The sequence below is a fragment of the Bacillus sp. ISL-7 genome (assembly GCF_018613065.1).
Map to the genome: position 1 here is coordinate 34156 of NZ_JAGGQW010000075.1, position 14525 is coordinate 48680.

Consider the following 14525-nt stretch of genomic DNA (forward strand, 5'->3'; position numbering starts at 1 on the left):
AGTAAAAGACTAAAGATCCAAACCTTCGGTTTGAAATGACTGTAAAATTATTTAAAGGTGGAATGAACAATGAAAAGAGTTCGGAAAGCAATTATACCAGCAGCGGGTTTAGGTACAAGATTTTTACCAGCAACAAAAGCAATGCCAAAAGAAATGTTACCAATTGTTGATAAACCAACAATTCAATATATCGTAGAAGAAGCGGTTGCTTCCGGAATTGAAGATATCATCATTGTAACTGGAAAAGGAAAGCGTGCAATTGAAGATCATTTTGATTTTGCTCATGAATTAGAACAAAATTTAGTTGATAAAGGTAAGTTAGACTTACTGGATAAGGTCCGCTATTCCTCAACCCTAGCGAATATTCATTATATTCGTCAAAAGGAACCAAAGGGTCTTGGGCATGCTGTCTGGTGTGCACGAAACTTTATTGGTGATGAGCCGTTTGCAGTTCTTTTGGGTGATGACATAGTCCAAAGTGAAACACCTTGTTTAAAACAATTGATTAATATAAATGAAGAAACTCATTCATCGGTAATTGGGGTTCAAACAGTTCCTAATGAAGAAACTCATCGATATGGAATAGTTGACCCTGCATCACAGGATGGTAGACGTTATCAGGTTCAGAATTTTGTTGAGAAGCCTGCGCAGGGTAAGGCTCCATCAAATCTTGCAATAATGGGACGTTATATTCTTACTCCTGAAATTTTTATGTTTCTAGAGCAGCAGGAAACTGGTGCTGGTGGAGAGATTCAGTTAACAGATGCAATACAGAAATTGAATCAAATTCAACGTGTTTTTGCTTATGATTTTGAAGGAACAAGGTACGATGTTGGAGAAAAACTTGGTTTTATAAAAACAACTATTGATTTTGCATTACAGCAAAATGAACTGAAAAAAGATTTGTTAGATTACCTTTCGAAGATTTTGGAAAAGGAATTTGTTCATTAAACGAAGATAACAAAACTTAAGAGGGTGACTATTTATGACTATATCAACTTCTCCATCGATTAATTCAAAAAAAAGAATGAATATACCATTTTCTCCTCCAGATATTACAGATATTGAAATAAATGAAGTGGTAGATACATTAAAATCTGGATGGATTACAACGGGTCCAAAAACAAAATTATTAGAAAATAAAATTGCAGAATTTACGAATACTTCGATGGCGGTTTGTTTAAATTCTGCAACGGCTGCTATGGAACTTACCTTGAGAGTTTTAGGAGTTGGAAAAGGTGATGAAATAATTACTTCTGCCTACACTTATTCAGCATCTGCTAGTGTTATAGACCATGTTGGGGCTAAAATTGTTCTAGTAGATACAGCGGAAAACTCCTTTCAAATGGATTATGAACAATTAGAGAAAGTTATAACACCAAATACGAAAGCTATTATTCCCGTGGATATTGCAGGAGTCATGTGCGATTATGAACGGATTTTTGAAATTGTTGAGAGGAAAAGAAGTCTGTTTAATCCGAATAATAAAATTCAAGAATCAATTGGTAGAATAATAGTTTTAGCAGATGCGGCTCACTCCTTTGGTGCCATTTATAAAGGGAAACAAAGTGGATCGGTTGCAGACTTTACTAGCTTTTCATTTCATGCGGTGAAAAACTTCACTACCGGGGAGGGTGGTGCAGTAACATGGCGAAATATCCCTGGCGTAGAAGATCAGGATATATATAAACAATTTATGCTTCTCTCTCTACATGGGCAATCAAAGGATGCACTTGCGAAGACAAAGATTGGTGCTTGGGAATATGATATTGTTTCACCTGCTTTTAAGTGTAATATGACTGATATTATGGCTTCAATTGGATTAGGGCAAATGAAAAGATATCCATTCATTTTAGAAAGAAGAAGACAAATAATAGACCAGTATGACCATGCTTTAGGAGATTTAGGGGTTAAAGTATTAACACACCATGGAAATGATTTTTCATCAAGTGGACATTTGTATCTAGTTAGACTTCTTAATAAAGATGAAAAATATCGTAATATAGTCATTGAGAGAATGGCAGAGGAAGGCATAGCCACAAATGTACACTATAAACCATTACCGATGCATACGGCCTATAAGAAATTAGGGTTCGATATAAAGAATTATCCAAATGCTTATGATATGTATAAAAATGAAATTACATTGCCGCTTAACACATTGATGACCGATGAAGATGTTAAATATGTGGCAGATAAATTGAAAGAAATAATCCGATAGTACAAGTTCACAGGAGGAAGTTTTAGTGTATAAGAAATACTTTAAGAGAATATTCGATTTTATTTTTGTTTTAATACTGATGCCGTTTGTTCTTCCTGTTATTGCAATTTGCGGTTTACTTATTAAATTTGAAGATGGTGGTCCAATCTTTTTTTTAGGAGAAAGATTGGGTAGAGATAAGAAAGTTTTTAAAATGTACAAACTAAGATCGATGAAAGTGAATGCCCCAGACATTCGAAATGAAGATGGTTCGACATTTAATTCGGATGAAGATCCAAGGTTAACAAGAGTAGGGAAATTCACTAGAAAAACCAGTCTGGATGAACTGCCGCAATTAATAAATGTCCTTAAGGGAGATATGAGTTTTATTGGACCAAGGCCAGATTTACCAGAAGCATTGAATTATTATGACGAAATAGAAGTTCATAAATTATATGTTAGCCCAGGTATTACTGGGTACAATCAAGCGTATTTTAGAAATTCTATTTCCCAAACACAAAAATTTAAAAATGATATTTATTATGTTAAAAACATCTCACTTTTATTAGATCTAAAAATTTTGATTGTAACAATCATGAATGTCGTTCTAAGAAAAAATATAAACAGCACAAATGAAAATGTTTAAAGAAACTACTAAGGTGTGGTGTATTTGCTTGATAGTTGGTAAAAAAATTATTCTAAGGGCTTTAAAACGAAAAGACACGGAATTGGTTTTGAAATGGATTAATGATCCAAAATTGAAATATTTAACAGGTACCTTATATCCCGTTTCAGATGTCGAACATGAGAAATGGTTCGAAAATAAATTGCTTGAAAAGACAAATAAACTATTTGGAATTGAAGAACAGTTATCAAGCCAGCTAATTGGTCTCATTGGATTTAATAATATTGATTTCATTAATAGAACTACTGAAATATCTGTTTATATAGGCGAAGAAAACCAACGGGGTAAAGGTCTAGGTACAGATGCCCTTAGAACCTTAATTAAATTTGCATTTGATGAACTTAATTTACACAGGGTTTCTCTAGTAGTATTTTCTTATAACACAAATGCTATAAAAGCTTATGAAAAAATTGGTTTTAAAACGGAAGGGATATTGAAAGAAAGTTTATATAAAGCAGGTAGATACCATGACAAGATCCTAATGGCAGTAGTAAATAATAAAGAGAATTCTCTTTTAGGAGAGTAAAGCTATGGAGAAACAAAAAAAAATAATAATTATTGGGGCAGGAATATTACAAGTACCAGCAATTATAAAGGCTAAGCAAATGGGTTTATATGTCTATGCCCAAGATATGGACCCAAACGCTCCAGGGTTTAAATTAGCAGATAATACTATTCAGCTCAGTACGAATGATATAGAAAATTCAGTAAATAAAGCACTACAACTAATGCCAGATGCTGTCATGACTTTGGCTAGTGATATGCCAATACGTACGGTAGCAGCAATTGGAGAGAAATGTGGATTGAGCACTATTTCAACGAAAACGGCCTTAAATGCAACAGATAAGGGTAGAATGCGCAGCCAACTAAACAAATATGGTGTTCCAATTCCTCGTTTTTTTATTGCGTCCAGCTTTGAAAAATATATGGATGCCGCTTCTCATTTTGCGGGTAAATTTATCGTAAAACCGGCTGATAATTCCGGAAGCAGAGGGGTATACTTAACAGATCAAACTAGTGATTTAACAGAGGTTTATCATTACGTCAAAGAACATTCTAGATCCGGAGATATTTTGGTAGAGGAATTTATGGTTGGCCCAGAAGTCAGTGTAGAAACCATGACGGTAAATGGAGTTACACATGTTGTTTCGATAACGGACAAGCTGACTACTGGGGCTCCGCATTTCATTGAAATGGGACATTCTATACCATCTCAGCTTCCTCTTAAGCTACAGGATGAAATTATAAATGTGGCAATTTCTGGAATAAATGCACTTGGAGTTGAAGTAGGTCCAGCCCATACCGAAATTATTGTAACAGAAGAGGGTCCTAAAATCGTTGAGATTGGTGCTAGATTAGGTGGGGATAATATTACTACTCATTTAGTTCCTTTAGCAACAGGTGTGAATATGGTTGAATGGTCCATTCGGTTAGCCATTGGTGAAAATGTTGAAATCTCTCCCAATCAACATAAAGGGGCAGCTATAAGGTATTTGAAGTCAGCAGAAGGCATTTTAGAGGATGTTCAAAATGTTCAAGAAGCAAAGGCTATGGAGGGTATAAAGGAGATTGCTTTTACGAAAAGAATCGGTGACACAATTACAGCAGTTAATAGTAGTACCGATCGAATTGGCTTTGTTATTGCACAAGGTGATTTACCATTAGAGGCGATTGAAAAATGTGAAAAGGCAAGTACATTAATTAAAATTAACGTTTCAAATAATGGAGAAGATTAAGCAACCTACCAATGGTTCATTTAAGGGAGTTTAGAGAATGGCAAGAGTACTAGTTACAGCCCATTTGGGCAGGCATTTTAGAATTTTTGGTCAGTATGATTATAAAGTTCTTTTAAGCATGGGGCATGAGGTTCATATTGCAGCTAATTTTAAAGGAGAAATTGATGAATTTCATGATCCAAATGTGATAAAACATCAAATCGACTTTGAGCGGAACCCCTTTAGTGTTGAGAATATGAAAGCGATGAAACAGCTTGAAAAATTGTTTCAAGAAGTTTACTTCGATATCATCCATTGTCAATCACCTTCTGGAGGTGCTGTGACAAGATTAGCAGCTAGAAAGACCAGAAAGAAGGGGTCAAAAGTCATTTATACCCCACATGGGCTGCACTTTTTTAAAGGCGCCTCAATTAAAAATTGGTTACTATTCTATAACATAGAGAAGTTCTTAGGGCGCTTTACCGATTGTGTGATTACGATTAATGATGAGGATTTTGGAGCAACAAAAGAAAAGTTAAAGGTTAATGATGTGAGACAGATTCATGGCGTTGGAATTGATCTAACAAAGTTCGAACCACAAACTCAAGAAAAGAAAGATAGGCTTAGAGAACAATATGGCTACAGCGACCGTGATTTTATCTTGGTCTATGCAGGGGAGCTTAGTTATAGAAAGCATCAAGACCACTTAATTGAAGCGGTCAGCCTATTAAAAAATAAAATTCCAACAATCAAGCTCTTGCTAGCGGGAACTGGTAATCTTTTAGATCAATATCAGGATCAGGTTCAAAGGTTAAAATTGCAAAACCATGTTCATTTCTTAGGGTATCGTAACGATATTCCAAACCTAATGATTCTATCGGATGTAGCGGTTTCCTCGTCCAGGCAGGAAGGATTACCGGTTAATGTGATGGAAGCTATGGCAACAGGGCTGCCTCTTGTGGTTAGTGATTGTAGGGGAAATCGTGATTTGGTCAGAAATGGTGAGAACGGGAACGTCATAAAGGACGATGATGTAAATGGTTTTGCTGAAGCGATTGAGAGACTTTATAAGTCTGAAGAACTACGGGGAAAATGTAGAGAACATAATCTAAAACTGATCAACACTTACTCTATTGAAAATGTAAGCAAAGAAATGGAAGCAATATACAAGGATTGTTTAAAACATTAGACGATACTTTAAGAAATCTAATAAAGAATCTTGGTGAATAGTTTATGAAGAAGGTCATTCATTTTTTAACTAGTGATATATATTCAGGGGCGGAAAATGTAGCTTGTCAGATTATCCATTCCTTTGAAAACGAATTTGACATGTACTATGTATCACCACCTGGGCCAATTAAGACAATCGTACAATCGAAAGGAATTAAGTATATTCCAATTGAAGAAATTTCTGTACGCGGCTTTAAGCAAATTATTAAAAAATACAAGCCGGATGTGATTCATGCCCATGATATTAGAGCCAGTGTTTTTGCATCTTTAGTGTCAGGTGATATCCCAGTAATATCTCATGTACATTGCAAATTCACAGATATGTCGAGATTATCACTCAAATCCTTACTATATAGAATATCCATACCAAAATATAAGAACATCATTGCGGTATCTAATAGTGCCCTTGATGAGTACTATTTTCGAAAAGCATTATCCAAAAAATGTACAGTATTGTACAATGTCGTCGATAAAAATGAGCTATATCAACGAGTTCAGCAGGATCCGAATCAGTATGATTTTGATATTGTTTTTATTGGTAGACTAGCAGAACAAAAAAACCCATTAAGGCTATTAGAAGTATTCAAAATGGTAGCAGAACAAAACCCGGATCTTAAATTTGGTATTGTCGGTGATGGGGCCATTAGAGATGAGATGGAAGCGCTGGTCCAAAAAAGCAGCTTAACCGATAAGGTAACATTTATGGGCTTTATGGATAATCCTTCTAAATTGTTAAGTCAAGCAAAGGTTATGCTAATGACTTCTCATTTTGAAGGGACTCCAATGGCAGCACTAGAAGCCATGCTTTTAGCTGTCCCGCTTGTCTCAACACCTGTTGATGGGCTGAAAGACATCGTGAAGAATGACTTTAATGGATATACTTCTAATGATAACAAGGAGTTATCAGAGCATTTGTTATCCATTTGTTCTGACCATGAAAAATGGAAAGGATTATCTACGAACGCCTTAGAATACGCACTAGATTATAACAATATGGATCACTATAAAAATAAAATAAGCGAAATATATGAAAGTTGTTTGGATAGATAAATTCTAGTATATAAGGAGACCGATTATGAATTTATTATTCTTACTAAAAGATAAAAGTCCTTTTACTTCAGGTAAGAAGAGAGCCGAAATGTACAGAGATAAACTGGCTAAGATGGGGAACAATTGTGAAGTGTTTTATAAAGTAAGTTTTGGCTCTGAGCCGTACCTAATTGAGCTAGGTGACAATGTGAGAATTACGCAAGGGGTTAAATTTATTACCCATGATGGTGGTATATATGTTCTGAGAAACTTAGGGTTGTGTAATCCAAATGGAGCAATATACGGGAAAATCAAAGTAGGTAGTAATACGTTCATAGGAAACGATGTCATCATTCTTCCTGGTGTTGAAATTGGAGAGAATTGCGTGATTGGTGCTGGTAGTGTTGTATCACGTTCCATACCAGCTTATAGTGTGGCCGTTGGTACCCCTGCAAAAGTAGTGCGTATTATTAACGAATATTATGAGAAAAACAAAGAATTAATTATCGACACATTAAATATCACAAATGAAAATAAAAAATCAACTTTGATCAATTTGGACGAAAATAAGTTTGTAAAAAAGTGAGAGATATACAAATGTTGTCAATAATAAAAAGAATGAAATTAGGGTCTATCTGGAATTTTGGATTATTTTCGATACTCCAGCTATCAATACAAGGATTAAACTTGGTTATTAATATATTACTAACCAGAAAAATAAGTGTTCATGAGTTTGGAACTTATTCGATTATTTTAACAATTTTAGGGATTGTTTCGACCTTAGGTTTTTCTTGGTCGGCCTCCATTCTAACGTTTCACGGTAGTAAAGAAATTGCAGATCAAGGCAATATGAGAAAAACCATTCAAGCCAGAAATCTTCTCTTATTGATAAGTGTAACGATTACATCAATCCTATTTGTTATCTTTAATCGTCAAATAAATGATTATGTTGGTTACAGTTACTCGCTATTAATATTTGTATGGGTGATCGTAAGAGGCATTCAAGAAAATTTCTCCTTTTATTTTATTGCACGAGAAAAGAAGATCGTTTCATCCTTGCTGGGTTTTCTACCTAAAATAATAACGGTGTTAGCACTATTAGTAGCAAATGTTGATTTATTAGATGTGTTGTATATAAGTGTAGCAAGTGAAGCCCTATCACTTATTTTGTTAGTTTATATCAATAAGGAAGACTTTAGAAAAGCAGATTTAGATAAAGAATATTTCCTAGAGGTTTTAAAATTTGGATTATGGCAATTGTTTGGTTCCATGGCGATCTATGTAACGAATTTTGGAGATAATTTTGTGATTAAGTACTTTTTGAATTCCAAGGAAGTTGGGATCTATAACGCAGCTTATAAGTTATTTGCGGGTATTTACTTAATGTCTAATATTATTTCCTCGTTCTTTGTCGCCAAAATCGTAAAATATTTTCAATCAAACGACAAGAGGAAAGTGAAGGAATTCTTTTTCAATACGAGAATCTTATTCTTTTCTATTATCGTATTGGTTCACATAATATGTATTTTATTAGCAAAACCTATTTTTATCTTTGTTTATCCTAATGAATATATGGAGTCTGTTAAAATATTCCAAGTGCTATTAATAGCTAGTATTTGCCGATACTGGACAGTATTCGAAATGCTTTATTTTAACATTAATAAGATGTACCACGTTCAGCAAATATTAAATATATTATCGGCGGGATTGAATATTTTACTAGATATTGTCTTGGTTCCGATCTATGGAATACTTGGTGCAGCTATTGCAACAACTGTATCGATTGTTTTGGTTTCCATTATTTCTTTTTGGATTTGTGAACCAAAAATATTGAAATTTGTTAGGGAATAAGGAGTTTATGTATGAAGAAAAATTTAGCGATTATCATAACAAAGTTGGAAGGCGGCGGTGCCGAAAGAATGGCATCAAACCTTTCCCAAATATTAGTACAGGACTACAATGTTTTTTTGATTGTTTTTGACACGACCAATTTGGTGTATCCCTATAAGGGCAAGTTAATGGATGTGAATATCCATCCAAGTAATCATGTTTTCATGAAAGTCGTAAACTTCCTAAGACGAGTAAAAAAGATTAGAAAAATGAAAAAAGATTACCAGATCGATTTTTCTATTAGCCTGCTCGATGGTCCTAATCTAGTAAATATATTGTCTAGGCAAAAGGATAAGGTGATTATTTCTGTGAGAAATAGAATGTCTTATTTTGTGAAAAATAAGCTACTGAGACTATTCTTTGGCTATATCTATAATAAAGCCGATACAGTTGTTTCCCTTTCTAAAATGGTGGAGCTTGACTTAGAAGAGCATTTTTCAATCAATAAAAATAGAATGCAAACTATCTATAACAACTGTGAAATTGAGCAGATAAAGAGACTAGCTAATGAATCGGTAGAAGATGAGTATAAGGACCTATTCGAGAATCATGATGTAATTATTAGTGTAGGAAGACTAGAACACCAAAAAGGGCAATGGCATCTAATTAGAGCGTTTAAAGAAGTGAAAAAAGATAATCCAAAGGCGAAACTACTAATCTTTGGAAAAGGATCTTTAGAATCCTATCTGAAAAACCTTGCAGTAGAATTAAACATTGAAAACGACGTGATATTTGCCGGCTATGTAAGCAATACATTTAAATACGTTAAAAGAGCTAAAATGTTTGCCTTTTCGTCTTTAGTGGAAGGGTTAGGAAATGTACTCTTAGAAGCTATGGCATGTGGAGTACCGGTCATTTCTACAGATTGTGTAGCAGGGCCGCGAGAAATCATTGCTCCAAATACGAATATCTTGAATACTTCAACCAAGATGGAATTGGAGGAGTATGGGGTGTTAGTACCGGTTTGTGATGGAAATCATTATAGTGGAAATGACAGCCTCACAGATGAAGAAAGGTTACTGGCCGAGGCAATTACAACGGTATTAGCCAATGATCGTCTTCAAATAAAATATAAAGAAGCTTCCTTGCAAAGGGTAAAAGATTTCAGTTCAGACGAAATAAGAGAAAGTTGGAAAAAAGCTATAGAGATTAATGAATAGGTGGGATTATGAATTTTATTACAATTTTTTACATTATTTTCTTCTTACTTTTACTAACAGTTTTGTTTATCTACTATTCTAAAATAAAAAAAATAGATGTATTTTTTGTGTTTACAGCTGTTTATTCAATTTATTATTGTTTAATTCCTATAATAGTGGATACTTTTTATAGTTCTACTATTAATACTGAATATGATTATATATATTTTATAAATCAAGCAACCCTACAAAATAGGCTCTTTGCTTTATTATATTCAGTTTTAGGTTATATTTTATTCTATGTTGGTTTTAAATACACCAGTAATGTATCTAATAACTTAAAAATAGATTTTTATAAAATTGATAATATTTTCAAATTGAAACTTGGACGTGTTTTCCTGTATGCAGGTTGGTTTATGTTTATTGTTGGGGGACTTTCTTTTGGTTTTATTGTTTACAGGCTTGGAGGAATTGGTCGTGCTTTAGAACTTGCTGATTACTTAAGAAATCCGAATGTAGACAGTACCTATTATCTGAATCAAAACATTCTTTTTTTAAAAACATTAGGTGGACTTACTTTAGGGGCTCCCTATGCTTTTTACGCAACATTTACTATAACCCAAAAGAAAATAACAAAGGTTTTATTTTACCTCGCATTTTGTGTCGGTTTTTTATATGCCCTATTTAGTGCTGGAAAATTTGTTTTATTTACTTATATTGCAGGTTTTATTGTTCACTCTCTTTTGAAGAACAGAAAAGGAAAACTTGTGATTATTTTATTTCTAGGAATAGTAGGTATAGCTACAATACCATTTTTAGATTTCCTTTTTGGCTACTTGGCATCAGGAGGAAACAAATTTTATGAAAATGACACATTCATTTTTAAGGATATTGTCACTCAATTTGCGTTTCCATACTCTAATTTGGTTAATATTCAAAACGTGAATGATCATTTTGGCTACCGTTGGGGTGTTGATTTAATAAACTGGATCTGGAATTCAATGCCTAATGGGTTTTTAAATCTATTTGGTCTTTCAACTACATCTGTCTTGGCAAGTAATTTAACATCTTATTATGGTTTGTTTATTAATACTACAGGAGGGACACCTGCAGATGTTTTAACATTTGTATTATCACAATTTGGACCTTTTGGCTTATTTTTAATGTTGCTTATTGGATTTTTATTAAAAAGAATTAATGATTTGTTAAATAAATTGGATTTTGATAATTTTTTATTCTTGTATATCGCGATTCTAATTATTCCGTATTCTTTAGTGTTTAATACCGAATTAGTCAATATTATAAAATACCGAATTAGTAATACAGTTCTATTAATAGTATTAATTATTGTTAATAGGATGGTTATTAAACGGTTTAGAAAAAACTTCTAAAAAAATAAGGAGGGAGTCTGATTGGTACAAAAAAGAGACATAAATTTGGATATTTTACGTTTTATAGGGACATTATTAGTTATACTAGCTCATGTAGGCCCCCCGACTTTAGTTCAAAATATACGTACATTTGATGTTATAATGCTAATTGTTGTATCAGGTATGTCAATTCATAAGTCGCGATATTCAAATAATTTCCTTTCATATATATACAATAGATTTAAAAAGTTAATACTCCCTTTGTACTTAATATTGACAGTAATATTTTTAATTAATTATTTTACTTATAAAGTTTTAGGTATATCGTCTTCTGGGATTAATACAAAAAAAATAATAGAATCATACCTTTTGTTAGATGGAATTGGTTATGTATGGATTGCTAGAGTTTTTCTTATTATTTCAATAGGTACCCCTTTAATTCCTAAATTGATCAAAAACAAAAGTTTCAACCTTTTTATAGGTGAGCTAGGACTATATTATATTGCTTTTTTATCTATGTGCTGGTTAAATGGGATACTTGAATCGAGATTTATTGAATATTTTATTATTCAAACATTTCCTTATTTTATAGTTGCAATGATAGGCTATAGACTTTATATTAATAAATCTGAAGTAGTAAAGTTTTTCTCATTATCGCTTATATTACTAGTAGTTACTACATTATTTTATTTCCTTTGTGGAAAATCACTTCTACCAGATGATTATAAATATCCTCCTCAACTCTTGTATTTATCTTATGGTCTAAGTGTAACATTTGGAATATATTTGATAATTAATAAAATCCGATTATTAAAAGATATACTGAATAATAAACTAATTGTATTTGTATCGATAAATTCTTATTATATTTACCTTTTTCACATTCTTGCGATATTTATTTATAATGGAGTAAGAAAATTTATCATTATTGACCTTACTATTGAATACTTAGTAAAGTACATTTTTGTGACATCAATTTCACTATTTTTGGCATTTATCAGGGGGAAAATAATTAATAATTATATAAAAAACTAAAATAAACGTACTTGAAAAATTAATGCAGCGGAGATGTATTGAATTGAAAATTACAATTGCAGGAACAGGCTACGTTGGATTATCCAATGCAATTTTATTAGCCCAAAACAATGAAGTAATTGCTCTTGATATTATACAAGAAAAAGTAGATATGATTAACCATGGAAGATCTCCTATTATTGATAGTGAGATTGAAGAATTTTTAGCTACAAAAGAATTAAATTTAACCGCAACCACGGATAATTATAAAGCACTCAAAGATGCAGAATATGTTATCATTTCAACTCCAACAAACTATGATCCAGAAAAGAACTATTTTAATACTAGAACTGTTGAAGCGGTTATTGCCAATGTATTATCTATAAATCCAGATGCTATAATGGTGATTAAATCAACAGTTCCTGTAGGTTATATTGAGAAGGTAAGAGAAAAGTTTGAAACTGACAATATTATTTTTTCACCAGAGTTTTTAAGAGAAGGAAAAGCACTTTATGATAACTTGTATCCTTCAAGAATCGTAGTTGGAGAACAATCAGAACGAGCCAGAGTATTTGCTGATTTACTAGTTGAAGGTGCTTTGAAAAAAAATATAGATGTTTTGTTTACGAATTCTACTGAGGCAGAAGCTATTAAACTATTTGCTAATACTTACCTAGCGATGCGGGTCGCTTTTTTCAATGAGCTAGATTCATACGCTGAGGTAAGAGGATTAGATACTAAACAAATCATAGACGGAGTTGGGCTCGATCCACGAATAGGGAATCATTATAATAATCCATCCTTTGGTTATGGTGGATACTGCCTACCTAAAGATACAAAGCAGTTATTAGCCAATTACTCGGATGTTCCTAATAATATAATGACCTCAATTGTTGATGCAAATAGAACGAGAAAAGACCACATTGCCGAAATGATTATAAAAAGGAATCCAAAGATTGTAGGTATCTATAGACTTACCATGAAAATGGACTCAGATAACTTTAGACAGTCAGCCATTCAAGGGGTCATGAAGCGTATCAAAGCTAAGGGAATTGAAGTAGTCGTATACGAACCAGCTCTTCATGAAGAAAAATTCTTTAATTCTAGAATAATTAAAGACTTTGAAGAGTTTAAAAAGGTTTCAGATGTAATCGTAGCAAATCGATTATCAGATGATTTACGTGAAGTTGAGGAAAAGGTGTATACAAGGGATTTGTTTAGTAGGGATTAAATCCTCATTCTGATGCCTGGTGTATTTTAATCTAGTGGTCTGTCTCCACCCGATATATGTCGAGATTTATAGAATAAGATAATAAATGTAGGTATCATGTGGCCAGAACCTACGCAACTATGGATTAAGGCGAGACAAGCTCTCGTGCCAATGTGTTGCATAGCTAAAAGTTGACAATATAAATTCGGATTTATTGTAAGGAATTAGTAAGAATCGCAATGGTTCCTTTCTTCTTCTCAACTTTTTGCAGGGTCTCAGAAACCTGGGAGTCTGTCAAGGAAGTTCTGTAACTGCTAGACTATAATTATTCTTACGGAATCTTGGTGAGAGACTGTTTCTAGATTGGAGACCATGGGGACTCTTATAGGGACAATTGGAAGTTTTGCGCGCAAAAAGGCACAACTAGGCTATATTTGCTAGTTGTGCCTTTGTTCTATACTATGTATAAGATCTATCCCGCAAAACTTTTGATTGCCAAGAAGGATGAAGTCGCGGTTCCTGGCCTATGGGATTTCAATCTTTGCATTATCCTTAATATTCTAGTTTTTTACTAATCTCTACATAACTCCCCCTCCCCAATTAAGAGGCTTTTTTAGATCGAATTAAATTTGATTTTTTTTAGGTGATAGCCCAAAAGAAGTAGTCTTTAAGTGTGTTTTTTTCAGCTTGGGCACAGTGTTACGTCTCTCTTCATGAGAATTGAGACAACTTCAATGGTACTTATTAGCATCTCGGCTAACTAATTCGATAAATGGAAGCTTTTTAAGCCAGGTAGTGACTGTTTCTGACAAACAGCCTAGTAATAGCCCTAAGGGAGTTTTAGATTGAAGATCACAAATGAGTGTGCCATAAGTATGGCCTTTGTGAAATGAAAAATCATCTAGATCTACGAAAGGGAATACTACCGATTCAATATCCGTATGGTGGAACAAAGTTAATAATGTGTCGTGGCTTACTGGTATATGTGAAGATCTGGCTACTTTTTCAGCCGAAAGGCTGCCTGTAAACGATAAACTAGAATC

General features: G+C 33.3%; 13 protein-coding genes and 1 pseudogene. 13 read left to right on the plus strand and 1 reads right to left on the minus strand.

Annotated elements, in window-relative coordinates:
* The first annotated feature begins 69 nt into the window (after nucleotides 1–69).
* From galU to J7E66_RS27415, 13 genes are read left to right on the plus strand one after another with little or no spacing between them, the layout of a single operon-like run.
* Nucleotides 70–951, plus strand: a complete 882-nt coding sequence (galU, locus tag J7E66_RS27355; RefSeq protein WP_215006012.1) for a UTP--glucose-1-phosphate uridylyltransferase GalU — start codon at nucleotides 70–72, stop codon at nucleotides 949–951.
* A gap of 34 nt (nucleotides 952–985) precedes the next feature.
* Nucleotides 986–2221 (plus strand): DegT/DnrJ/EryC1/StrS family aminotransferase, encoded by a 1236-nt coding sequence (locus J7E66_RS27360; protein ID WP_215006015.1) that lies wholly within the window; start codon nucleotides 986–988, stop codon nucleotides 2219–2221.
* A 25-nt stretch (nucleotides 2222–2246) separates the two neighbouring features.
* Nucleotides 2247–2846, plus strand: a complete 600-nt coding sequence (locus tag J7E66_RS27365; RefSeq protein ID WP_215006017.1) for a sugar transferase — start codon at nucleotides 2247–2249, stop codon at nucleotides 2844–2846.
* Between the two features lie 28 nt (nucleotides 2847–2874).
* Nucleotides 2875–3411, plus strand: a complete 537-nt coding sequence (locus tag J7E66_RS27370; RefSeq protein WP_215006019.1) for a GNAT family N-acetyltransferase — start codon at nucleotides 2875–2877, stop codon at nucleotides 3409–3411.
* Nucleotides 3412–3415: 4 nt separating this feature from the next.
* Nucleotides 3416–4621 carry an ATP-grasp domain-containing protein gene (locus J7E66_RS27375; RefSeq protein WP_215006021.1) on the plus strand — a complete coding sequence of 402 codons (1206 nt, stop codon included), beginning with the start codon at nucleotides 3416–3418 and terminating at the stop codon, nucleotides 4619–4621.
* Nucleotides 4622–4658: 37 nt separating this feature from the next.
* Nucleotides 4659–5789, plus strand: a complete 1131-nt coding sequence (locus J7E66_RS27380) for a glycosyltransferase family 4 protein (RefSeq protein WP_215006023.1) — start codon at nucleotides 4659–4661, stop codon at nucleotides 5787–5789.
* A 44-nt stretch (nucleotides 5790–5833) separates the two neighbouring features.
* On the plus strand, nucleotides 5834–6880 hold the full coding sequence (locus tag J7E66_RS27385; RefSeq protein ID WP_215006025.1) for a glycosyltransferase: 1047 nt from the start codon (nucleotides 5834–5836) through the stop codon (nucleotides 6878–6880).
* 25 nt (nucleotides 6881–6905) lie between these two features.
* Entirely contained in the window at nucleotides 6906–7445 is a 540-nt protein-coding gene (locus tag J7E66_RS27390; RefSeq protein WP_215006027.1) for an acyltransferase, read from the plus strand.
* Nucleotides 7446–7456: 11 nt separating this feature from the next.
* Nucleotides 7457–8710 carry a lipopolysaccharide biosynthesis protein gene (locus J7E66_RS27395; RefSeq protein WP_215006029.1) on the plus strand — a complete coding sequence of 418 codons (1254 nt, stop codon included), beginning with the start codon at nucleotides 7457–7459 and terminating at the stop codon, nucleotides 8708–8710.
* A gap of 11 nt (nucleotides 8711–8721) precedes the next feature.
* Nucleotides 8722–9909 (plus strand): glycosyltransferase, encoded by a 1188-nt coding sequence (locus J7E66_RS27400; protein ID WP_215006031.1) that lies wholly within the window; start codon nucleotides 8722–8724, stop codon nucleotides 9907–9909.
* 8 nt (nucleotides 9910–9917) lie between these two features.
* Complete coding sequence (locus J7E66_RS27405; protein WP_215006034.1) at nucleotides 9918–11279, plus strand: O-antigen polymerase; 1362 nt, start codon at nucleotides 9918–9920, stop codon at nucleotides 11277–11279.
* 21 nt (nucleotides 11280–11300) lie between these two features.
* Nucleotides 11301–12293: an acyltransferase family protein gene (locus J7E66_RS27410; protein WP_215006038.1), complete on the plus strand. Its 993-nt coding sequence runs from the start codon at nucleotides 11301–11303 to the stop codon at nucleotides 12291–12293.
* Between the two features lie 43 nt (nucleotides 12294–12336).
* The gene (locus tag J7E66_RS27415) at nucleotides 12337–13503 is read left to right on the plus strand and encodes a nucleotide sugar dehydrogenase (protein ID WP_215006041.1); all 1167 of its coding nucleotides are present in this window, start codon (nucleotides 12337–12339) and stop codon (nucleotides 13501–13503) included.
* Nucleotides 13504–14213: 710 nt separating this feature from the next.
* Here J7E66_RS27415 and J7E66_RS27420 read toward each other — a convergent pair.
* Nucleotides 14214–14525, minus strand: a pseudogene (locus J7E66_RS27420) (hypothetical protein); the annotation flags it as partial.

Bases quoted from the DNA above. Each gene is read 5' to 3' on its own strand.
- galU (WP_215006012.1), top strand. From the start codon at position 70: ATGAAAAGAGTTCGGAAAGCAATTATACCAGCAGCGGGTTTAGGTACA.
- J7E66_RS27400 (WP_215006031.1), top strand. From the start codon at position 8,722: ATGAAGAAAAATTTAGCGATTATCATAACAAAGTTGGAAGGCGGCGGT.
- J7E66_RS27385 (WP_215006025.1), top strand. From the start codon at position 5,834: ATGAAGAAGGTCATTCATTTTTTAACTAGTGATATATATTCAGGGGCG.
- J7E66_RS27395 (WP_215006029.1), top strand. From the start codon at position 7,457: ATGTTGTCAATAATAAAAAGAATGAAATTAGGGTCTATCTGGAATTTT.
- J7E66_RS27405 (WP_215006034.1), top strand. From the start codon at position 9,918: ATGAATTTTATTACAATTTTTTACATTATTTTCTTCTTACTTTTACTA.
- J7E66_RS27390 (WP_215006027.1), top strand. From the start codon at position 6,906: ATGAATTTATTATTCTTACTAAAAGATAAAAGTCCTTTTACTTCAGGT.
- J7E66_RS27360 (WP_215006015.1), top strand. From the start codon at position 986: ATGACTATATCAACTTCTCCATCGATTAATTCAAAAAAAAGAATGAAT.
- J7E66_RS27375 (WP_215006021.1), top strand. From the start codon at position 3,416: ATGGAGAAACAAAAAAAAATAATAATTATTGGGGCAGGAATATTACAA.
- J7E66_RS27380 (WP_215006023.1), top strand. From the start codon at position 4,659: ATGGCAAGAGTACTAGTTACAGCCCATTTGGGCAGGCATTTTAGAATT.